Annotated in this window: 21 protein-coding genes; 9 read left to right on the top strand and 12 right to left on the bottom strand. The window is 68.4% G+C overall.

The annotated features are described in order from the left end of the window. Window positions 1-15: 15 nt before the first annotated feature. The gene (locus M2282_RS05110; protein WP_280807677.1) at window positions 16-1623 is read right to left on the bottom strand and encodes a class I adenylate-forming enzyme family protein; all 1608 of its coding nucleotides are present in this window, start codon (window positions 1621-1623) and stop codon (window positions 16-18) included. A gap of 144 nt (window positions 1624-1767) precedes the next feature. Then, window positions 1768-2607, bottom strand: a complete 840-nt coding sequence (locus M2282_RS05105) for a hypothetical protein (RefSeq protein WP_280807676.1) — start codon at window positions 2605-2607, stop codon at window positions 1768-1770. A 211-nt stretch (window positions 2608-2818) separates the two neighbouring features. On the opposite strand from M2282_RS05105, the gene M2282_RS05100 reads away from it, so the two are divergent. Beyond that, window positions 2819-3475 (top strand): DUF1345 domain-containing protein, encoded by a 657-nt coding sequence (locus tag M2282_RS05100; protein ID WP_280807675.1) that lies wholly within the window; start codon window positions 2819-2821, stop codon window positions 3473-3475. Between the two features lie 15 nt (window positions 3476-3490). Here M2282_RS05100 and M2282_RS05095 read toward each other — a convergent pair whose 3' ends face one another. From M2282_RS05095 to M2282_RS05085, 3 genes are read right to left on the bottom strand one after another with little or no spacing between them, the layout of a single operon-like run. Then, window positions 3491-4423: a DMT family transporter gene (locus M2282_RS05095; protein WP_280807674.1), complete on the bottom strand. Its 933-nt coding sequence runs from the start codon at window positions 4421-4423 to the stop codon at window positions 3491-3493. A gap of 16 nt (window positions 4424-4439) precedes the next feature. Further along, window positions 4440-4937, bottom strand: a complete 498-nt coding sequence (locus M2282_RS05090) for a methylated-DNA--[protein]-cysteine S-methyltransferase (protein ID WP_280807673.1) — start codon at window positions 4935-4937, stop codon at window positions 4440-4442. Window positions 4938-4943: 6 nt separating this feature from the next. Then, complete coding sequence (locus tag M2282_RS05085) at window positions 4944-6530, bottom strand: DNA-3-methyladenine glycosylase 2 family protein (RefSeq protein WP_280807672.1); 1587 nt, start codon at window positions 6528-6530, stop codon at window positions 4944-4946. A gap of 110 nt (window positions 6531-6640) precedes the next feature. Here M2282_RS05085 and M2282_RS05080 point away from each other — a divergent pair, with 110 nt between their 5' ends. Further along, on the top strand, window positions 6641-8023 hold the full coding sequence (locus M2282_RS05080; protein ID WP_280807671.1) for a phosphomannomutase/phosphoglucomutase: 1383 nt from the start codon (window positions 6641-6643) through the stop codon (window positions 8021-8023). Between the two features lie 8 nt (window positions 8024-8031). Beyond that, window positions 8032-9414 (top strand): 3-deoxy-D-manno-octulosonic acid transferase, encoded by a 1383-nt coding sequence (locus tag M2282_RS05075; RefSeq protein WP_280807670.1) that lies wholly within the window; start codon window positions 8032-8034, stop codon window positions 9412-9414. 146 nt (window positions 9415-9560) lie between these two features. Here M2282_RS05075 and M2282_RS05070 read toward each other — a convergent pair whose 3' ends face one another. From M2282_RS05070 to M2282_RS05055, 4 genes are all read right to left on the bottom strand, one after another. Continuing rightward, window positions 9561-11102: a TolC family outer membrane protein gene (locus M2282_RS05070; RefSeq protein ID WP_280807669.1), complete on the bottom strand. Its 1542-nt coding sequence runs from the start codon at window positions 11100-11102 to the stop codon at window positions 9561-9563. A gap of 22 nt (window positions 11103-11124) precedes the next feature. Next, complete coding sequence (locus M2282_RS05065; RefSeq protein ID WP_280807668.1) at window positions 11125-11460, bottom strand: rhodanese-like domain-containing protein; 336 nt, start codon at window positions 11458-11460, stop codon at window positions 11125-11127. A gap of 13 nt (window positions 11461-11473) precedes the next feature. Continuing rightward, window positions 11474-12151, bottom strand: coding sequence for a protein-L-isoaspartate O-methyltransferase family protein (locus M2282_RS05060; protein WP_280807667.1), 678 nt, complete (start codon window positions 12149-12151; stop codon window positions 11474-11476). A gap of 92 nt (window positions 12152-12243) precedes the next feature. Beyond that, window positions 12244-12921, bottom strand: a complete 678-nt coding sequence (locus M2282_RS05055; protein ID WP_280807666.1) for a TetR/AcrR family transcriptional regulator — start codon at window positions 12919-12921, stop codon at window positions 12244-12246. Between the two features lie 104 nt (window positions 12922-13025). Between M2282_RS05055 and msrA the strand changes: the two genes are divergently transcribed. From msrA to M2282_RS05035, 4 genes are all read left to right on the top strand, one after another. Next, window positions 13026-13577, top strand: a complete 552-nt coding sequence (gene msrA, locus M2282_RS05050; protein WP_280807665.1) for a peptide-methionine (S)-S-oxide reductase MsrA — start codon at window positions 13026-13028, stop codon at window positions 13575-13577. A 13-nt stretch (window positions 13578-13590) separates the two neighbouring features. After that, the gene (locus M2282_RS05045; RefSeq protein ID WP_280807664.1) at window positions 13591-13986 is read left to right on the top strand and encodes a hypothetical protein; all 396 of its coding nucleotides are present in this window, start codon (window positions 13591-13593) and stop codon (window positions 13984-13986) included. Window positions 13987-14064: 78 nt separating this feature from the next. Beyond that, entirely contained in the window at window positions 14065-16164 is a 2100-nt protein-coding gene (locus M2282_RS05040) for a TonB-dependent receptor (RefSeq protein ID WP_280807663.1), read from the top strand. A 147-nt stretch (window positions 16165-16311) separates the two neighbouring features. Further along, a complete protein-coding gene (locus tag M2282_RS05035; protein ID WP_280807662.1) occupies window positions 16312-17262 on the top strand; it encodes an AEC family transporter in 951 nt (316 codons plus the stop codon). A 75-nt stretch (window positions 17263-17337) separates the two neighbouring features. Here the strand turns inward: M2282_RS05035 and pdxH are convergent, their stop codons facing one another. Then, window positions 17338-17991: a pyridoxamine 5'-phosphate oxidase gene (pdxH, locus tag M2282_RS05030; protein WP_280807661.1), complete on the bottom strand. Its 654-nt coding sequence runs from the start codon at window positions 17989-17991 to the stop codon at window positions 17338-17340. Window positions 17992-18020: 29 nt separating this feature from the next. Between pdxH and M2282_RS05025 the strand changes: the two genes are divergently transcribed. Then, window positions 18021-18587, top strand: a complete 567-nt coding sequence (locus tag M2282_RS05025; RefSeq protein WP_280807660.1) for a nucleotidyltransferase family protein — start codon at window positions 18021-18023, stop codon at window positions 18585-18587. 9 nt (window positions 18588-18596) lie between these two features. Here M2282_RS05025 and M2282_RS05020 read toward each other — a convergent pair whose 3' ends face one another. Further along, window positions 18597-19136 carry a superoxide dismutase family protein gene (locus tag M2282_RS05020; RefSeq protein ID WP_280807659.1) on the bottom strand — a complete coding sequence of 180 codons (540 nt, stop codon included), beginning with the start codon at window positions 19134-19136 and terminating at the stop codon, window positions 18597-18599. After that, window positions 19133-19831, bottom strand: a complete 699-nt coding sequence (locus M2282_RS05015; protein WP_280807720.1) for a gamma-glutamylcyclotransferase — start codon at window positions 19829-19831, stop codon at window positions 19133-19135. Before M2282_RS05015 ends, M2282_RS05020 begins: the two co-directional genes overlap by 4 nt. A gap of 135 nt (window positions 19832-19966) precedes the next feature. Here M2282_RS05015 and M2282_RS05010 point away from each other — a divergent pair, with 135 nt between their 5' ends. After that, window positions 19967-20530, top strand: a complete 564-nt coding sequence (locus M2282_RS05010; protein ID WP_280807658.1) for an OmpA family protein — start codon at window positions 19967-19969, stop codon at window positions 20528-20530. Window positions 20531-20622: the final 92 nt, after the last annotated feature.

Genomic DNA, 20622 nt, shown 5'->3' with positions numbered 1-20622 from the left:
CGCGGCAAAGCCTGGCTACCGCTGGTAATGGGCCCCGTGGGCCTGGCGCAGTTCGAACTTCTGGATCTTTCCGGTCGAGGTCATCGGCAGCGCCGCGAGGAAGACGATTTCCTTCGGCACCTCGAAGCCGCCCAGGTGCTCCCGGCAATGCGCCGTGAGGTCCGCTGCGGTGAGGTCTGCAGGCGCATCGGGCCGGCGCGTGACGAAGGCGGTGATGGCCTCGCCCCAGTGGTCGTGCGGCAACCCGACCACCGCTGCGTTCAACACCGCGGGATGCCGCAGCAGCACCTCTTCTACCTTGAGCGAGGGCACGTTCTCGCCGCCGGACTTCACCATGTCCTTGAGCCGGTCGAGAAAGATCAACTGCCCGTCGTCGTCGAGCTTGCCGAGGTCGCCCGAGTGGTGCCAGCCGAAGCGCTGCACATTCGCCGTCGCCTCCGCGTCCTTGTAATAGCCGAGCATGACGTTGGGGCCGCGGAAGACGATCTCGCCGACCTGGTTCGGTGCCAGCAGTTCTCCGCCGTCGCCCATCACCGCGACTTCGTTCACCAGCGTGCCGACGCCCCAGTAGGAGCCGAAGCGCCGGCGCTGTTCCTGCACCTCGAAGATGGTGGCGCCGGGATACATCTCGGTCTGGCCCGAGACCAATGCGAAGTTCGGGCAGAACTCGTCCAGCAGGCGCAGCAGCAGCGTGCGCGACATCGGCGCCATCGCATACACGCACAGGCGCAGGCTCGACAGGTCGAGCGCCGCACGCTGCGGATGCGCGAGCAGCGCGCCGTACATCATCGGCAGGCCGACCATCACGGTGATGCGATGGCGTTCGATGGCGGTGAGCACCGCGCCCGGGTCGAAGCCGCGAAACAGCACCAGCGCGCCGCCTACCGCCAGCGCCGACATCAGCACCGTGTGCTGGCCGCAATGAAACAGCGGCAGCACGCTGCTCCACACGTCGCAGCGCTCGGGACTGCTGCCCCATTCGACCATGTTGCTCAGGAGCACCGAGTGCACCGAAGCGTGCGAATGCATCACGCCTTTCTGCCGGCCGGTGGTGCCGCTGGTGTACATGATGAGCGCGAGCTGCGCGCTGTCGATGTCCACTTCGGGCAGCGTGACGGGGCCCTGCGAGATCGCCTGCGGCACGGTGGCGATGCCCTCGGGTGGCGTGTCGCCGTCGAGCACGCAGAGCATGGGCGCGATGCCCGCTTGCTGCAGCAGTTCGCGCAGCTCGGGCTTCGCGTGGAGCGCCGTGTCGATCACCACGTGGCGTATCTCCGCATGCCCGAGGATGTAGCCGATCGCATCGACCGCGAGCGCGGTGTTGATCGGCACCCACACCAGCCCGGCCTTCTGGATGCCGAGCAGCGCGACCACCATCTGGATCGAGTTGTTGCACAGCATGCCCACTCGCTCGCCGCTAGCGAGGCCCAGGCCCAGCAGGTGGTGCGCGAAGCGGTTCGATGCCGCATCGAGCTCGCGGTAGGACATGCGGTGCCCGCCTTCGACGAGCGCGGTGCGTGCGCCGAAGCGGCGCGCGGAGCGGTGGATCACGTCGCCCAGCGCAATGCGTGCAATGCGCTGGGGCGACTGTGGCGTGGACTCTGGGCGGACTGCAGCAGGCATGGCTTCGTGTCTCCGGTCTTCGTTCGTGGGTTCGTTCGATGGCGCAGCGCAGCCTAAGGCTGGCGCCGGCATCGCGTCTTGCGAAGAGTGGCTACGCGAAGAAAAGCCCGCCGAAGCGGGCCGCCTGCAGGGTCGGTGTGCGCGTCAGAAGCGCGCCTTGACGAAGGCCGAGGGGCCTTGCAGCCGCACCTTGAGCCGCGAGTCGGCGAAGTCGCTGTCGCGCGTCAGGTCGATGTTGGTCACGCCATAGGAGAGCACCACGCCCACGTTCTTCACCGGGAACCACTCGACGCCGGCCGAGGCGTTGTAGATGTTGCCGTGGAAGCGGCCGCTGCTCTTCCAGACGCCCGAGGCATCGGCGAACAGGCGCAGGTCGGGCGTGATGGCGTGGCGCACGCCGATCTCCAGCAGCGGTGCAATGGCGTTGTCGCTGGAACTCCGCTCGATCGTGCCGAACTGGCCGTTCACGGAGGCGAGCGCACTGGCGCCCAGCGTCGCGCGGTAGTAGGCCGCACCGGCGCCCAGGCCGAACACAGTGTTGCCCGAGCCGAGCCACCACTTGTACGAGAGCTTGGCGAATTCCAGCTTGGTGTTGAAGTTCGCGTTGCCGACGGCGCTCAGCGTGCCGAAGGGGCCGAGCGAGGTGTTGCTGTTGAGCGCGCCGTCGTAGTCGCGCTTGTAGCGGTAGTAGTCGAACGAGATGCCCTGGCTGTCGCCGAGCAGCAGGTCGGCCGTGACGCGGGGCATGGTCACCCGGCCGGGCTTGATGTCGCCCGATTGCAGCGAGCCGTAGGGCGTGGCCAGCGAGGCGTTGAGTTTCGGATCGGCGTTGAAGCCGCCCACCGAGAAGCTGAACCGGTCCAGCGCCGGTGAAGGGTCGGCCAGCGCGGGGGCGGTGGCAAAGAGAAAGCCGGAACCCACCAGGGCGCCAAGGGCGCCGAATCTGGCCGTCCAGTCGAACGGCCGGGAACGAAGCGACAACATGAAAATCCTTCGGGAAGATGAAAGAAGCCTCTGGCAACTTGCCTGGGGCGCACGCGGCCGGTCCGCAGTGCGCGATGTATGCAGTGCCTGGGCGCGACCCCCTTGAAAACGGCAGTACCTTAATGAATCGGTGCACGACGCCGGATGCGTCGAATGCCGGTGTTGTTGTAGGAATTTTTCGATGGAGGCGACGCCGGCACTACAGTGCCGCATGCGCAAACATCTCTCCACCACCACGGGTCCGCAGCGTCTTCTCTATGGCACGGCGATCGGCGGAGCCGTCGCGCTGGTGCCCTGGCCCGTCGATGGCATGGCGCGCGGGCTGGCGGGTTGGTGCGCGGGCGTGCTGGTCTACCAGGTGCTGACCTGGTGGCTGATCGAGACCTTCGATGCACGGCGCACGCGCGAGCGGGCGCAGTCGCTGGACCAGCCCAACCTGATGATCCTGGTGTCGATGCTGGTGGTGGTCGCCGTGAGCGTGGTCGCCATCGCGATGCTGCTGCAACAGGTCAAGGAACTGACCGGCTGGGAGCGCGCCGGGCACGTGCTGCTCGGCGTGGTGGCACTGGCCGGCTCGTGGCTGATGATGCACACGATCTACGCCTTCCACTACGCGCACCGCTACTACATCGACCAGAAAGGCGGCAGGCACGACGGCGGCCTGGACTTCCCGGGCAAGGACGATGCCCCGGACTACTTCGACTTTCTCTACTACTCGTACGTGATCGGCATGACCTCGCAGGTGTCCGACGTGCAGGCCACATCGCGCGAGATGCGGCGCATCACGCTGGTCCACAGCGTGCTGGCCTTTGCGTTCAACATGCTGGTGCTGGCGCTTTCCATCAACGTTGTAGCTGGCGCCATCTGAGCGCCAGCGTCGGCGTCAGGCTGTCCTGGGTTTGGGACCGAGGTGGACGATGCCGGTGGAGAGCGCCACGCCGCACACGATCACGACGGCGGAGATCAGCATCCACTGCGTGATGTTCTCGCCAAGGAACACCGCGCCGTAGAAGAGCGCGAACACCGGCACCAGGAAGGTCACGGTCAGCGCGCGTGCCGGTCCGGCGCGTTCGATCAGCCGGAAGAACAGGATGTACGCCACGCCCGTGCACGCGATGCCCAGCGCCAGCAGCGCGAGCCATGCGCGCAGGCTGGGCATCTGCGCGGGCCAGAGCCAGATGGCGGGAAGCGCGAGGAAGAGCGTGGCGCCCAGCTGGCTGCCGGTTGCGGTGGCCAGCGGCGGTACGCCGACCAGGTAGCGGCGCGTGGCGCTGGCCGAGATGCCGTAGCAGAGGCACGCCGCGAGGCAGGCAATGACGGCCCACAGCGCGGCGTTGCTGCTGGCGCCGGCGTGCAGGCCGGCGCTGCGGCTCGCAAGCATCGCGACGCCGGCAAAGCCGATCACCAGGCCGACGATGCGCGAGCCGTTCGGCCGCTCGCGAAACCAGGCCCATGCCACCAGCGCGCCGAACATCGGCACGGTCGCGTTGATCACGGCGGCGAGGCCGGAGTTGATGGTCAGGAGCGCAAAGCAGAAGAGCGCGAACGGCATCCCCGAATTGAAGACGCCGACCCCGAAGGTGGCCTTCCAGTGCTGCGCCAGCGCTGGCCCCTGCCCGCGCAGCAGCGCGATCGGCAGCAGGAACAGCGCGGCAATCGCAACCCGCACCGCAGCCGTCGGCAGCGCACCGAACTCGGCCGCGCCGATGCGCATGAAAAGGAAAGACGCTCCCCACAAGGCCCCGAGCAGTACGAGGTCGATGAGCCAGGGCTTGGCGGTGCTGGCGGCGATGTTGTTCTGTGTTGTCGTGCTCATGCGTCCCTCTGTTGTTTTATCTTGCGCCCTCTAGCTCCAGCAGGGCTGTCTTGCGATGAAGCCCGCCAGCGTAACCGGTCAGCGAGCCATCGGAGCCGAGCACGCGGTGGCAGGGCACGATCACGCTGATCGGGTTGCGCCCGACCGCCGCGCCCACCGCGCGCACCGCGGCCGGGTTGCCGACGTGCGCGCTGAGCGCGCCGTAGGTCATGGTCTTGCCCGCGGGAATGCCGAGCAGCGCCTGCCACACGCTCTGCTGGAACGCGGTGCCGTGCGACAGGTCGAGCGGCATGTCGAAGTCGCCGCGCTTGCCCGCGAAGTAGTCGCGCAGCTGCGTGCCGGCTTCGACGAGCGCGGGGTGGTCGTCTTTCGTGATCCAGCCTGTGGTGTCGGGCCAGTGGCGCTGCTGGTCGAACCAGGCGCCGGCCAGGCCCTGGTCGGTGGCCGCCATCGTGATGCCGCCCAGTGGCGTGTCGATGTGCGAGGTGTAGATGGTCTTGCTCTTGAACTTCATGGCATTTCAGGCGGCGAGGCCTGCCGTGGTGATGTTGGAAGAATCGGGCGCCGCTTCCGCGGCTGCCGTGCCGGGAGACGGTGCGTGCCACGCCCGCAGCACCGCATAGCCGCGCCAGGGGCGCCACGCCTGCGATGCCTCGCTGGCCGCGCGTGCGGTGGTCACGCCCAGCGCTTTCTGCAGCGCGATGTCGCCGGCTGGGAAGGCATCGGGCCACCGCAGCGCGCGCATCGCGATGTACTGCGCGGTCCAGGCGCCGATGCCGGGGAGTTCCTGCAGTGCGGCGATGGTCGAGGGCACGTCGGCGCCCGCATGCAGTGCCAGCTTGCCGGCCGCCACTTCGCGCGCGACGGCCTGCAATGCGGCCTGCCGCTGCCGCACGATGCCCAGTTGCCCGAGTGCGTCGCCGCTGGCTGCGGCAATGGCCGCCGGTGTGGGAAAAAGCCGGTCCAGGCCATCGAAGGGCGTGGCGATGGGTTCGCCGAACGCCTCGACCAGCCGCGAGCCCAGCGTGCGCGCCGCGGCCACCGTGATCTGCTGGCCCAGCACCGCGCGCACCGCGAGCTCGAAGCCGTCGACCGTGCCGGGTACGCGGAGGCCGTCGCCGTGCGGAAAGGCCGCATGCAGCGCCGCGTTGATCGCCATCGGTTCGGCGTCGAGATCGAGCATGGCGCGGGCGCGGCTGATCACGATCGGCAGCACCGCGGCGAGCGAATCGCTGACCGACAGCAGCATCTGCTCGCGTTCGATGTCGAAGCGCAGCTGCAGCCATCCGGCGTGGGCCTGTCCGCCCTGCTGCACGCGCAATGTGCGGGCAAGGCGTACATAGGTCGGCGTGCTGCCCTTGGCGGGCGCCTTGCCGTCGGCCGTCGTCGCCACCTCGACGCCCCGCAGCGCGCGGCGTGCGAAGAAACCGAGCATCGCGTTCACGTCGTAGGGCGGGCGAAAGCCCAGCCGCACCTCGATCGCCTTGCCTTCGCCACCCTGTGCGCCACCCGCACGCCGCAGGGCGCTCGGGTTCAGCCCGTAGTGCTCGACGAAGGCGGCATTGAAGCGCCGCACGCTCGCAAAGCCGCTGGCCAGCGCCACCTGCGTCATCGGCAGGCGGGTGTCGGCGATCAGCTGCTTGGCGGCCAGCAGGCGGCGCGTTTGCAGGTACTGAAGCGGCGAGACGCCGAACTGCGCCTCGAAGATGCGCCGCAGGTGCCGGTCGCTCACGCCCAGGCGCGCGGCGATCTGCGCGGCACCGGGGCCTTCTTCGGCCCATGCATCGGGCTCGTCGATCAGCCGTGCGGCCTGCAGCGCGAGGATGCGCGAGGCGTCTTCGGTGGACCAGCTGGCCGCCCGCGGCGCCAGCTCGGGCCGGCAGCGCAGGCAGGGGCGGAAGCCCTCTGCCTCGGCCTGCGCCGCATGGCGGAAGAACCGGCAGTTCTCGCGCCGCGGCAGCTTGACGCGGCAGACCGGCCGGCAATAGATGCCGGTGGAGGTCACGGCGGTGAAGAACGACCCGTCGAAGCGCGCATCGTGCGTCTTCATCGCCAGGTAGCAGGCGTCGCTCTCGAGCGCTTCAGAGGGGGCGTGGGTGGAAGGCATGGGCAAATGATACGGTTTCGCCTCGTTTCAACTGGCCGTTTCCGGACATGTGGGCGCATGGGGCGTTGCCTACAATGCCCCGTTCCGAAACCCACAGGGAAACGCCCTTCATGCAGCTCAGCGCATCGATCTTCAAGGCCTATGACATCCGCGGCGTCGTGCCCGTCACCCTCGATGCCGAGGTCGCGGAAGCGCTCGGCCGCGCATTCGGCAGCGCCGCCCGCGCCGCCGGCGAAAAGGCCGTGGCCGTGGGACGCGACGGCCGCCTGTCGGGGCCGGCATTGGTCGAGGCGCTGATCAAGGGCCTGGTGGCCACCGGCGTCGAGGTGATCGACGTGGGCGCGGTGACCACGCCGATGCTCTATTTCGCGGCCCACACGCTGTGCAGCAGCGGCATCCAGGTCACCGGCAGCCACAATCCCAAGGACTACAACGGCTTCAAGATGGTGCTGGCCGGCCGCGCGATCTACGGCGACGAGATCCAGGGCCTGCGCAAGACCATGGAAGACGGCACAGCCAGGCTCGCTCCCGGCGGCAGCGTGCGCAAGGTCGACGTGACCGACGCCTACACGCAGCGCATCGCCGGCGACATCAAGCTCGCACGCCCCATGAAGATCGTGGTCGATTCGGGCAACGGCATCGCGGGCGCCACGGCCCCCGCCATCTTCCGCGCTATCGGCTGCGAGGTGGTCGAGCTCTTCAGCGAAGTCGACGGCGATTTCCCCAACCACCACCCCGATCCGAGCAAGCTCGAGAACCTCAAGGACCTGATGGCCGAACTGGCCAAGGGCGAGGCCGAGCTGGGCCTGGCCTTCGACGGCGACGGCGACCGCCTGGGCATCGTCACCAAGGACGGCCAGAACATCTTCCCCGACCGCCAGATGCAACTCTTCGCGCAGGACGTGCTCTCCCGCGTGCCAGGCGGCACCATCGTCTACGACGTGAAGTGCTCGCAGCGCCTGGCGCCCGCCATCGAGGCCGCGGGCGGCAAGCCGCTGATCTACAAGACCGGCCACTCGCTCATCAAGGCGAAGATGAAGGAAATCGATTCGCCGCTGGGCGGCGAGATGAGCGGCCACATCTTCTTCAAGGAGCGCTGGTTCGGCTTCGACGACGGCACCTATGCCGGCTGCCGATTGCTCGAGATCCTGAGCAAGAGCCCGGACGCGAGCGACGTGCTCAACGCACTGCCCACCAGCTTCTCGACGCCCGAACTGAACGTCGCCTGCGCCGAGGGCGAGCCGCACGCGGTGGTCGACACGCTCGTCAAGAGCGCCAGCTTCGCCGCGCCCGCCAAGGTCTCGACCATCGACGGCCTGCGCGTGGACTGGCCCGATGGCTTCGGCCTGATCCGCGCTTCCAACACCACCCCCGTGCTGGTGCTGCGCTTCGAAGGCCAGACCGACGCGGCGCTCCACCGCATTCAGGCTGAAATGCTCGCGTTGCTGCAGACCGTCAAACCCGACGCCAAGCTGGCCGAAGCTTCCCACTGACACCTCCCGTGCGTTCCTTGCTGCTGCGCCTGTACGGCGCCTTCACCACCGTCGTGCAACCGCTGGTGCGCCGCAAGCTGCGGCGCCGCGCGGAGGCCGAGCCGGGCTATGCCGTGGCCGTCGAGGAGCGCTTCGGCCACTACGACGAATCCATCGTCGGCGAGGCCCAGTGCTGGGTGCACGCGGTGTCGCTCGGCGAAACGCGCGCGGCCGCGATCCTCATTGCCGAGCTGCGCCGGCAGTACCCGGGCATCCCGATCCTGCTCACGCACGGCACCGCCACCGGCCGCGAGGAGGGCGCCAAGCTGCTCGAGCCCGGCGACACGCAGGTCTGGCAGCCGTGGGACACGCCGGGCGCCGTCGCGCGCTTCCTGGACCGCTTCAAGCCACGCATCGGCGTGCTGATGGAAACCGAGGTCTGGCCCGTGATGGCCGCGGCCTGCGCCGAGCGCCGCATTCCGCTGGTGCTGGCCAATGCGCGGCTCAACGAAAAATCGCTGGCCGCGGCCGAGCGCCTGGGCTGGCTCGCGCGGCCCGCGTACTCGGCGCTCACGGCCGTGTGGGCGCAGACCGAGGCCGATGCGCACCGGCTGGTGTCGCTGGGCGCCAAGGTGGCCGGCATCTACGGCAACCTCAAGTTCGATGCAACGCCAGACGCGCGGCAGCTCACCGCGGCGACCTCGCTGCGCGAACGCCTGCCCAAGCCGATGATCGTGCTCGCGAGTTCGCGCGACGGCGAGGAGCGCATGCTGCTCGAGGTGCTCAAGCGCTTCGGTGCGACCTCGCCCGTGCCGCCCGAGCAGGGTGCGATCCGCTCGATCGCCAAGCGCGTGCACGACGTGCAATGGATGATCGTGCCGCGCCATCCGCAACGCTTCGACGAGGTGGCGGCGCTGATCGAATCGCAGGGCTTCGCGGTCGCGCGCCGCAGCGCGGCGGGCCAGCCGTCCGATGCGGAAATCTGGCTCGGCGACTCGCTCGGCGAGATGGCGCTGTACTACGGCCTGGCCGACGTGGCGCTGCTCGGCGGCAGCTTCGAGCCGCTGGGTGGGCAGAACCTCATCGAGCCGGCCGCGTGCGGCTGCCCGGTGGTAATGGGCCCATCGACCTTCAACTTCACCGAGGCGGCGCAACTGTCGCTGGCGGCGGGCGCGTCGCTGCGCGTCGAAGGCATGGAGCAGGCGGTGACGGCGGCGCTGAAGCTGGTGGAGAACCCCGAGCGGCGCACGGCGATGGCGCAAGCCGCGCTGGCGTTCTCGTCATCGAACCGCGGGGCGGCGGAGCGGACGGCGGCGGCTGTGCTGGCGATTGCGCAGGCTGCGGAGCCGGTGGCGGCTGAGAACGCGCCGCTGGCAGACGAACCCGAGCGCGCGGAACCGACCCTGGACTGATTTTTTGCATTGCTCCTTCCCCTTCCGGGGGAAGGCTGGGATGGGGGCAAGCGCCCCAACGAGCGCTGTGCAGGGGCCGAGGCCGTCGTTCCCCCACCCCGACCCTCCCCCGGGAGGGGAGGGAGAAAGAAAGTCCCGACTTCCGCTCAGCGCACCGGCGGATTCACGATCACCGGCGGCACCGGCGCCGAAGGCATCGCGGGCGGCGCAGGATTGAATGGCTGCACCGGCACCGGCGGTACCACCGGAATGCTGCGCGGCGCCACCGTCGTCGAAGGCGCGGAAGAACGGTCCGCAGGCGTGGCCGAAGGCACGGCCGGCGTGCTGCCGCTACTCGCGAGCGTGGCGTTGATCGCATCCATGTCCGACGTCGTCAGCGTGCCGTTGGCCTGGCGCAGCTTCAGGTTGCCCAGCAGCACGTTGTAGCGCGCCTGTGCGAGGTCGCGCTTGGTCTGGAACAACTGGCTCTGCGAGTTGAGCACGTCGATGTTGATGCGCACGCCCACCTGGTAGCCGAGCTTGTTGGCGTCGAGCGCACTCTGGCTCGAGGCCTCGGCCGCTTCCAGCGCCTTGACCTGGCCCGCACCCGACACCAGCCCGAGGTAGGCCGCGCGCGTGGCCTGGGCCACGCTGCGCCGGGTGCCGTCGAGCACGCTGCGCGACTGCTCTTCGAGCGCCAGCGTTTCCTTGATGCGGTTCTCGGTCGCGAAGCCCGCGAACAGCGGCAGGTTGAAGGTGACGCCGACTGTGGCGGCGTTGACGCGCGTGCCCGTGGTGCTGGTGCTGGTGCCCGTCGGATTGCGCGTGACGTTGTAGCCGAGGTTGGCATCGAGCGTGGGCTTGTGGCCGGCCTGCGCCTTCTGCACTTCGAGTCCGGCCACGTCGAGGCCGAGGCGTGCCTGCTGGATCGCGGGATGCACCTCGTCGGCCTGCGCGACCCACGCGTTGATGTCGGCGGGCTGGGCGGTGGGCAGCACCACCGGCACGGCCAGCGGCACCGGCACGCTGCCGGGGCGGCCGACGAGTTGGTCGAGCACGATCTTCTTGACCTGCAGGTCGTTCTCGGCGGCGATCTCCTGTGCGATCACCAGGTCGTAGCGGGCCTGGGCTTCGCGCGAATCAGTGATGGTGGAGGTGCCGACCTCGAAGTTGCGCTTGGCCGATGCGAGCTGCTCGGCCACGGCGACCTTTTGCGCGCGCACGAGCGCCAGGCTGTCCTGGCTCGCGAGCACGTCGAAATACGCCTGGCTCACGCGCACGATCAGGTCCTGCTCGGCGGTGGTGAACACTGCCTGCGCGATCTCCGCCTGGCGCTTGCCCTGCTCGTAGGTGGCCCAGTTGGCGGGACGGTAGAGCGGCTGCGTGGCATTGATGCCGACGTTCTGCGTGTTGAAGTCGCGCGAGGCGCTGGCGCCGCGGCTGGTGCCCGTGAGGGTGTCGATGTCGAGGTTGCTGCGGTTCACGCCGGCCGTGAGCCCGACGGCCGGCAGGATGCCGGCCTTGGCCTGCGCGGCGCGCGCAACGTTCGCGTCGTACTGCGCCCGGGCGCCCTGGTACGTGGCGTCGTAGCCGCGGGCGGAGTCGTAGAGTTCGTTCAGTGTCTGGCCTTGGGCCGGCAGTGCAAGCAGGGTCGCGATAACGCTGGCGAGTGCTGCGGAAAGTGGCAGAAGCCGGGGCCGTGGAGGCATTGAACGTCCTTGAGGGAAAGAATCAGTAGCGCGGGACCGAAGGGTCGTGCGAGGACCAGGCGTCGATGCCGCCCGCCACGTTGGCGAGCTGGTCAAAGCCGTTCTGGTTCAGGAAGGCGGCCACGCGCTGGCTGCGCGCGCCGTGGTGGCAGAGGCATGCAATGCGCTGGCCTTCGCCCAACTCGGCGAGGCGGCCCGGAATTTCATTCATCGGGATCGCCACCAGCGTGAAGCCCACGGGCGCGACGCTCGCCGTCTGCAGCTCCCACGGTTCGCGCACGTCGAGCAGCACGGGGGCGGCATCGGCGTCCTGTGCGAACCAGGCGGCGAGGTCGGCGGGGCGGACTTGGTCGATCATTTGTGCGGCCCGCTCAGAACGAGAAGCGCGAGGGCTCGGGGAAGTTCAGCAGGCGCGGTGCCACGGTGTCCCAGGGCTGGACCGTGTCCCACTTGCTTTCGCTCGAGCGGGTGACGAAGTGGGCGCGCATCATCGGCTCTTCGCCCACGATGGCCGCGAGGCGGCCGCCGACCTTGAGCGATCCCAGCAGGTTCTGCGGAATGCGGGCGACCGAGCCGCTGAGCACGATCACGTCGAAGCTCGGGCCGCTCGGCAGCGGCACGGCGCCGTCGGCATGGCGCACTTCGACGTTGCTCACGCCGTTCCGGCGCAGCGTCTCGGCGGCGCGGGCGGCCAGCACGGGGTTGATTTCGAGCGACAGCACCTGGGCGGCGCGGGCGCCGAGCAGGGCGGCCATGAAACCCGAACCGGTGCCGATTTCGAGCACGGACTCGTGTTTCTGCACTTTCAGGTCGTGCAGCGTGCGGGCCTCGACCTTGGGCGACAGCATGAATTCGCCGGGCACGGAGCCGTCGAGCAGCGGCAGTTCCATGTCGAAGAAGGAGAGCGTGCGGTGGGCTTCCGGCACGTAGTCTTCCCGGTGGATGGTGGCCAGCAGGTCGAGGATGTCCAGGTCCAGCACATCCCAGGGGCGGATCTGCTGTTCGATCATGTTGAAGCGCAAGCGCTCGAGGGTAGGGGTGGGGTTCATGGCGTGGCTTTCCTTGTGGGCTCAGGACAAACCTTCAATTTTAGGTGGCCCGGATGTCGCCAGCGGCCCGCTCGGCCATACAAAAGACTTCTTCATGCCTTGTCCCCGGGGCGCACGCTGAGCCCGTAGAGCACGGTTTCAGCCTGGGTGGCGAGGAATTTCTCGGGGTCCAGAGCGCTTTCTCCGTCGACGCAGACCATGGCCGAGTGCTTCCAGAGCATCAGGAAGACCATGGGCGCGATCACCGAATAGATCGCATGGTCGATGTCGACCGGTGCGAATTCGCCGCGGTCGATGCCGCGCTGCAGGATGCGCCGCAGCAGATCGTGTCCGGGGCGCACCACCTGCTGGCGGTAGAACTCCGCCAGCTCGGGAAAATTGCCGCCTTCGCTCATCATGAGCTTGGTCAGGCCCGAGGCCTTGGTCATGCCCACCCGTTCCCACCACACGTTCATGCAGTAGCGCAGCATCTCGGCCGTGGTGCCTTCGAAGGCCTCGAATTCGGCGTTCCACTCGGTGAAACGGCCACCGAGACTCTCCATGATCACGGCCTTGAAGAGCTCTTCCTTGCTCGGGAAATACAGAAAGAGCGTGCCCTTGGAAACGCCGGCGCGCGCCGCCACTTCTTCGGAGCGGGTGGCGGCAAAGCCTTTTTCCACGAACAGGTCGAGCGCGGCCGCGAGCAGTTCGCCGGGGCGCGCCTCTTTCCGGCGTTCGCGCTTGGAGCGGACCGGGCAGAACTTGTCGACAAGGGAGCGGGGAGAGGACATGTGGGTTAATGACTCGCGGGTTAGTAATGTAGTGACCGGCATCCGCCGCGTCAAGCCGCGACAATATCGGGTTCGCGTTTTCCAACCCCGCCGGAGCAGTGCCCATGTCTTCTTCATCGTCGCCCACCGAATCCATCGTGCTCGGTGGAGGCTGCTTCTGGTGCACCGAGGCGGTTTTCGACCGCGTGCAGGGCGTGCTGGACGTGGAGTCGGGTTATTGCAACGGCCAGGTGGTCAATCCGACCTATGAGCAGGTCTGCACCGGCCGCACTGGCCATGCCGAGGTCGTGAAGCTCGAATTCGACCCCGCCCAGATCAGCCTGCGCGAAATCCTCGAGATCTTCTTCGTCGTGCATGACCCGACAACGCTCAACCGCCAGGGCAACGACGTCGGCACCCAATACCGCAGCGGCATCTACTACACGAGCGACGCGCAAAAGCAGGTGGCCGAAGAGGTCATTCGCGAGATCGAAGCCAGCAAGACCTACAGCGCGCCCGTCGTGACCGAGGTAGCGCAACTCGCCAACTACTCGACGGCCGAGGCCTACCACCAGGACTACTTCCTGAACAACCCGAACCAGGGCTACTGCGCGTTCGTCGTCGGCCCCAAGGTCGAGAAGTTCCAGAAGACCTTCGCCTCCCGCGTCAAGGCCTGATCCCCTTCGTTCCGTGCAGCTCGCCACCCGTCAATCCCCGCACTTTTCGACCCGCGCGATCCTCGTCGTGCTGGCGATCGCGCTGTGGTTTGCGGGCACGCTGGGCGTGATGCACCGTTCGCTGCACGTGCCGGGCCTGCCGGCTGCGGCAGCCACGGTGCAGACGACACAAACTGACAAGAGCGCCCACGTTCATGCGGGCCACGGCGTGGTCAGCCTCTTCGGCGATCACACCGATGCCGAGTGCCGTCTGTACGACCAGCTCTCGCACGGATCGAGCGTCCCCGGCGTGCCGCTGGTGGTGCTGCCAGTGCTGCTGCCCTCGGCCACTTTTGCTTATCTGCAGGGCGAGGCCATCGCCCGCTGGGTTGCGCTGTTCGACGCGCGCGGCCCGCCTTCCACTCGCTGAATCCCCCCGTGTTCCGGTCGCTGCGCCTGCCTTGTGCGGGTGACGGCGTGCCGTCCATTGATTCAACGAGTGTTCACCATGATTCCCAATTTCCGTCGCAACGCCATCGGCGTCGCCGTTCTTTCGCTCGCCTTCGCCGGCGCGTCCCACGCCCAGGCCCAGCAAACTGCACAAGCCCAGCCGGCCGATGCCGCCAGCCTGCCCACCGTCACGGTCACCGGCAATCCGCTCGGTGCCAACGACCTGATCGCGCCGACCGTCACGCTCTCGGGCGAAAAACTCCTGCTGCGTTCCGACTCGACCCTCGGCGAAACCCTCAACAACCTGCCCGGCGTGAGCAGTAGCTACTTCGGCCCCAACGCGAGCCGCCCGATCATCCGCGGGCAGGACGGCGACCGCATCCGCATCCTGCAGAACGGCGGCGGCGCGCCCGACGCCTCGGCGCTGAGCTACGACCACGCGGTACCGGTCGACGCGCTGGTCACCGACCGCATCGAAGTGCTGCGCGGCCCCTCGGCGCTGCAGTACGGCGGCAGCGCGGTAGGCGGCGTGGTCAACGTGATCGACAACCGCATTCCGACCGAACCCATCAACGGCTTCGGCGGCCGCGCCGACCTGGGCTTTTCCACCGGCAACAAGGAAAAGAACGGCGGCGTGGTGCTCGAGGGCGGCAACGACCGCTTCGCGCTGCACGTGGACGCCTTCAACCGCGACTCGAAGGACGTCTCGGTGCCCATCGACCTCGATTGCAGCAAGCCCGGCTCGCCGTGGCGCGCCCGCAAGATCTGCAACTCGGCCAACGAGGCGAACGGCGGCGCGGTCGGCGGCACGCTGTTCTTCGACCAGGGCTGGATCGGCGCCTCGGCCAGCACTTACCGCAGCAACTACGGCACCGTGGCCGAGGACGACGTGACCATCCGCATGAAGTCCGACCGCTATGCGCTCGAAGGCGAATGGCGCCCCGGCGGCATCATCAGCAGCATCCACGCGAAGGTGAGCCACACCGACTACCGCCACACCGAGTTCGAGGGCCCCGAGGCCGGCACCACCTTCTCGAACATGAGCAACGACCTGCGCATCGAGGCACGTCACCAGAAGATCGGCAACTTCGAAGGCCTGGTCGGCTTCAGCAGCGAGACCAACCGCTTCGCCGCCGACGGCGAGGAGGCCTTCGCCCCGCACAGCCGCACGCGCTCGAACGCGCTCTTCCTCTATGAGGAGTACGGCGCCCCCTGGGGCAAGCTGAGCTTCGGCGCGCGCACCGAGAAGGTCCGCATCCGCTCGCTGGGCTATCCGGACGATCCGTCGGTCACCCGCTTTGCCATCGGCGAGCGCACCTTCAATCCGCACAGCGCCGCGTTCGGCGCGCTGTTCAACCTCACGCCGCAGTGGCAGTTGACCTCGAACCTCGCGTACACCGAGCGCGCACCGAAGGACTACGAACTGCTCGCCAACGGCCCGCACGTGGCCACGGCCGCGTGGGAAGTGGGCGATCCGAACCTGAAGAAGGAAAAGTCGACCGGCCTGGACCTCGGCGCGCAATGGAAGTCGGGCCCCAACACGGCCCGCGTCAACGCCTACGTCACGCGCTTCAGCAATTACATCGGCCTCACCGCCTCGGGCCGCACGCTCGACGAAGAAGGCCAGGTGGTGACCGACCCGGCCGCCACCGACACGCTCGCCGAGTACGTCTACAGTGGCGTGCGCGCGCATTTCACCGGCATCGAGGCCAACGGCAACCTGCGCCTGCTGGGCAACGACGGTTTCGCGCCCATGCCCGACGCCTCGACGCTCGATCTCGAATGGCGCGGCGACGTGGTGCGCGCGAAGAACCTGGACACCGGCGAGCCGCTGCCGCGCATCGCGCCGTTCCGCACGGGCGCGACGCTGGTCTACGGTAACGGTCCGTGGAGCGCGCGCCTGGGCTTCTACTACAACGCGGCCCAACGCCACGTGCCGAGCGTGGGGGCGCGCGAGACCGATGCGTACACGCTGTGGAACGCCGCCATCTCCTATCGCATGAAGGTGCAGCGCGCGAACCTCACCTGGTATGCGCGCATCGACAACATCACCAACAAGCTGGCCTACAGCCCGACGTCGATCCTGACGACGACGGTGTATCCGAACGCGCCGTTGCCGGGGCGGTCGCTGAAGGTCGGGATGCGCGTGACGTTCTGATCTAGGTCTTTCTCCCTCCCCTTCCGGGGGAGGGCAGGGGTGGGGGCTCGCGGCCTTTGATGAAGTCGCGGCTTGTGCAAGCGCCGCTTGCCCCCATCCCAACCTTCCCCCAGAGGGGGAAGGAGCAAGGCAGCTTATCCTCGCCGCGTGAACTCCTTCGTCATCTCCTCGCTGCTCCCCGTCGTCCTCCTCATCGCCGCGGGCTACCTGGCCGGCAAGCGCCGATGGATCGGCGGCAACGCGGTGAAGGACCTGTCGAATCTCATCTTCCTGCTGCTCGCCCCCGCGCTGCTGTTCCGTGCCATGAGCACGGTGCATGTGCAGGAGCTCAGCCTCAAGCCGGTTGCCGCGTACTTCATCGCCTCGGGCCTGCTGTTCGCGGGCACGCTCGCCCTGCGCGGGTTCAACCGCACGGCCGCGGTGATCGCGCTGGCCAACACCTACAGCAACACCGTGATGATCGGCATCGCGCTCGTCGGCCTGGCCTATGGCGAGGCGGGCATGGTGGTGCTGCTGACGCTCATCTCGCTGCATTCGCTGGTGCTCCTGACCAGCGCCACGGTCGTGCTCGAACTGGCCGTCGCGCGCGAGCATGCGGTGGTCAGCGGCGAAGAAAAGCGCTCGATGGCGCGCACCGTGCTGCGCGCGCTGCGCAACGCCATCATTCACCCGGTGCCGCTGCCGATCATCGCGGGCCTGCTGTTCGCGCAGACCGGGCTCGTGATGCCCGAGGTGATCGACAAGCCCATCCAGCTGCTCGGCCAGGCCTTCGGCCCTGTGGCGCTGGTGATGGTGGGCATCACGCTGGCGCTCACGCCCATCGGGCGGCACTGGCGCGGTGCGCTGGTGCAGGCGCTGGTCAAGAACCTGCTGCATCCGCTGCTGGTCGCGGCCATCGGCTGGCTGCTCGGCGTGCGCGGCATTCCGCTCACCGTGATGGTGGTGGCCGCGGCGCTGCCCATCGGCGCCAACGTGTTCCTGTTCTCGCAGCGCTACCGCACGGCCGAAGACCTCGTCACGGCCAGCGTTGCGGTGTCTACGGTGCTGGCGCTGGGTACCCTCACGCTCGTGATGGTTTGGGTGCAGTGGCTTCCCTGAGGGGCTCGTCGCGTCGAATTCAAGGTGGTGCCTGCGGCCCGGCGGAGCCGGTTCCGCGGTGGTCCCCGAACGGATTCAGGGTGCGAGCCGTTCGCGCACCCAGTCCGCGCCTTCGAGCCGGTAGCGCAGCCGATCGTGCAGCCGGCTCTTGCGGCCCTGCCAGAACTCCCAGCGGTCCGGCACCAGCCGGTAGCCGCCCCAGTGCGGCGGACGGGGCGGCGAGAGCAGGTGCCTGGCGGCGGCCACGGCCGCGTTCTTCACCAGCACGTCGCGGCCGCTGATCACTTCGCTCTGCGGACTGGCCCAGGCGCCGATGCGCGAGTCGAGCGGGCGGCTGGCGAAGTAGGCGTCGCTCTCCTCGGCGCCGGCCTTCTCGACGCGGCCCTCGATGCGCACCACGCGCTCGAGCTCGACCCAGTGGAACTGCAGCGACGCGTACGGATTGCCCGACAGCTCGCGGCCCTTGCGGCTTTCGTAGTTGGTGTACCAGACGAGGCCGCGCGCGTCGTAGCCCTTGATCAGCACGATGCGGCTCGAGGGCCTGAGGTCGCTGCCCACGGTGCACAGCGTCATCGCATTGGGCTCAGGCACCTGGGCGTCGATGGCCTCGGTGAGCCAGCGTTCGAATTGCTTCAGTGGATCGTCCGCGCTGTGGGCCTCGCCGAGCTCGGCGCGTTCGTAGCTCTTGCGCAGCGCGGCGAGCGCTTCGTTGGAGGGAGGGGAAGTCATGCCGGGATTGTTGCGCACATACTCGGCCCATGACGACAAAGGCGAATTCCCCCGTGGTGATCGTGCTGGCCTCTGGCCGGGGCGAGCGCTTCATTGCAGCCGGCGGCACGGGCCAGAAATTGAAGGCCCTGCTCGCTGGCAAGCCGGTGCTGGAACGCACGCTCGATGCCGTGCGCGCGAGCGGCCTGCCGTGGCGCCTGGAAGATGCCGGTCACCCGGGCATGGGCGACTCGATTGCGGCTGCGGTGCGTGCCACGCCCGATGCCGCCGGCTGGCTGATCCTGCCGGGCGACCTGCCGCTGGTGCGGCCCGAGACGCTGAGGGCAGTGGCCGGCGCACTCAATGGCCGGGTCAACGCGGTGCAGCCACAGTTCATGGGAGAGCGAGGCCATCCGGTCGCCTTTGCCGCCGGATGCCGCGCGCAGCTCGCGGCGCTGGAAGGGAATCTGGGCGCATCGCCCGTTCTGCGGTCGATGCGCGCCATCGATTCGGTGTTCGACCTGGTGGTGGACGATGCCGGCATCGTGACCGACATCGACACGCCCGAGGCCCTGGCGCGCGCCGAGGCACTGTGGCTCGAACGCGCGGCGCGCTGATCGGGCGGATCAGCCCTTCGGAATCACCGCACAGGCGATGCGCGGGCCCGAGTTGCCGGCCGGCTGCGTCGTGAAGTCGTCGCGGTCGCGGTGAACCACCAGCGCGCGGCCGACCACGTTGTTGGCGGCGCCGTCGGTCAGCGAGATCGAGTGGTCGTCCACGCTGAAGCGCGCCACGCCGCCTGCGTCGGCCACCAGGCTCGGCAGTTCGCCGGCATGGCTGCCCGGCGCGGCGAACTTGCCGTGCGTGCCGCCGGTCGGGTTGAAGTGGCCGCCCGAGGCGTTGCCGTTGTCGCCGCAATCGCCCTTTTCATGGATGTGGAAGCCATGCTCGCTGCCCGGCACGAGGCCGCGCACTTCACCCGAGACGCGCACGCCGTGGTCCAGGGCGGTGAACTTCACCGTGCCGCGGGTCGGGTTGGGCGTGATCGCGGCGGTCGGCACCAGTTCGACGACCGTGCTCGGCTTGCCGCCCATGCTGCCGCAGGCAGCGAGCACGGCGGTGGCGAGGAGGGCGGTGCCGGTGGCGAAGAGACGACGATGGTTCATGGTTTTTCCTTGGACGGTCCGGATGAGGGTTGGGAAGAAGAATTGTCGGAAGACCCCGGAACATATACCGAAGCCGGGAGCGCATCGCAATCGGCCGCCGCCGCGGCTGCCTGTTGTTTGGCCTCGGCCAGCGCCACCAGCCGGGCCAGCGCCGCATCGTGGATCGAATGCCGCTGCAGCTCCAGCAGGGTCTGCTGTGCATAGTCGAGCGAGCTGCCATAGCGGCCCACCGCGTGGGCGAAGATGTGGCGGTAGCGCTCGTCGCTGAGATCGCCGGTGAAATTGGGACTGCGCCGTGACAACGTGAAGGCCAGCGCGTTGACCGGGCCCTCAGCCGTGCCGCAGCGCAGCCACTTGGGGTCGTACACGCCGGTGGGCATCTCGCGCAGCCAGAGGCGGCGCAGCGTCTCGAGTCCCTCGGCCTTCGGTACCCGGAACACCATGCCCCGGCAACTGCCGCCCGAGAGCAGGCCGAACACGAGGCCCGGCGTCTGGATGCTGCCGCGGTTCACGCGGCTCCACATCTTCAGCGCCCGGTGCCAGCCGTGCACCCAGGCCGGGCGCCGCTCGATGAAGCCGAACTCCGGCCGCCAGATCAGCGAGCCGTAGCCGAACAGCCAGAGGTCGTCGTGCCCTCCCCAGTCGGCAATCGCGCGTTCGAGCATGGGCTGCGGGTCGCGCAAGGGCCTGGGCATCGGGTCCAGCCCCGGTGGTCCGGGGTTCGGCGCGGGGTCCGACACGGGCATGTCAGGGGCGCCGCCTACAATTTCCTGATCATGGTTCACCGCACCATTATTTACCGACCCCTCAATTACGGAGCACGCCCACCCATGAGCGACGACGACGGCCAGCAGAATTTCATCCTCGGCTTCCTCATGGCGCTGATCGCGCTGGTGATCTTTTTCGTGGTGGGCATCGTGATCTGGCACAAGGGCCACAGCGCCTCCGGTGCCGCGGTCGCAGCGCCGGGCAAGCCTCCCGCCGTGGTCATTTCCTCGCCTCCGCCGGGCGAGGCGCCCAAGCTGGCCGAGGTGACCGAGACAGTCACGGTCACGATCCCCGACGGCGCCAGCATCCGTGTGGTCAACGGCGTGGTGAACTTCTACTTCGCGACGGGCAGCGCCGACCTCGCACCGGGCGCCGCCGAGGCGCTGGCCGCGGTCATCAAGGGCGTGGAGAGCGGTCGCAAGGTGGTGGTCTCGGGCTTTCACGACACCACGGGCGATGCCGCCCTCAACGAATCGCTCGCCAAGAAGCGCGCCGAGATGGTGCGCGACGTGCTCGTGGGCCTGGGCGTACCTGCCGGCAAGATCGACCTGCAAAAGCCCGAGGTGACGGCAGGGTCGGGCAACAATGCCGAGGCGCGCCGCGTGGAGGCCAGGCTGGTCGACTGAACCCGCTCTGCCTGTGCAAACCAGCCCGGCGATGCCGGGCTTTTTTGTGCCTGCGGCCCGGTGGGCCATGCCCGGGCAATGCCCGAGTAAAT

Origin of the sequence: Variovorax boronicumulans, assembly GCF_029892485.1 — a bacterium.
Taxonomy (GTDB): domain Bacteria; phylum Pseudomonadota; class Gammaproteobacteria; order Burkholderiales; family Burkholderiaceae_C; genus Variovorax; species Variovorax boronicumulans_B.
This window is presented reverse-complemented; position numbering and strand designations above follow the sequence as displayed.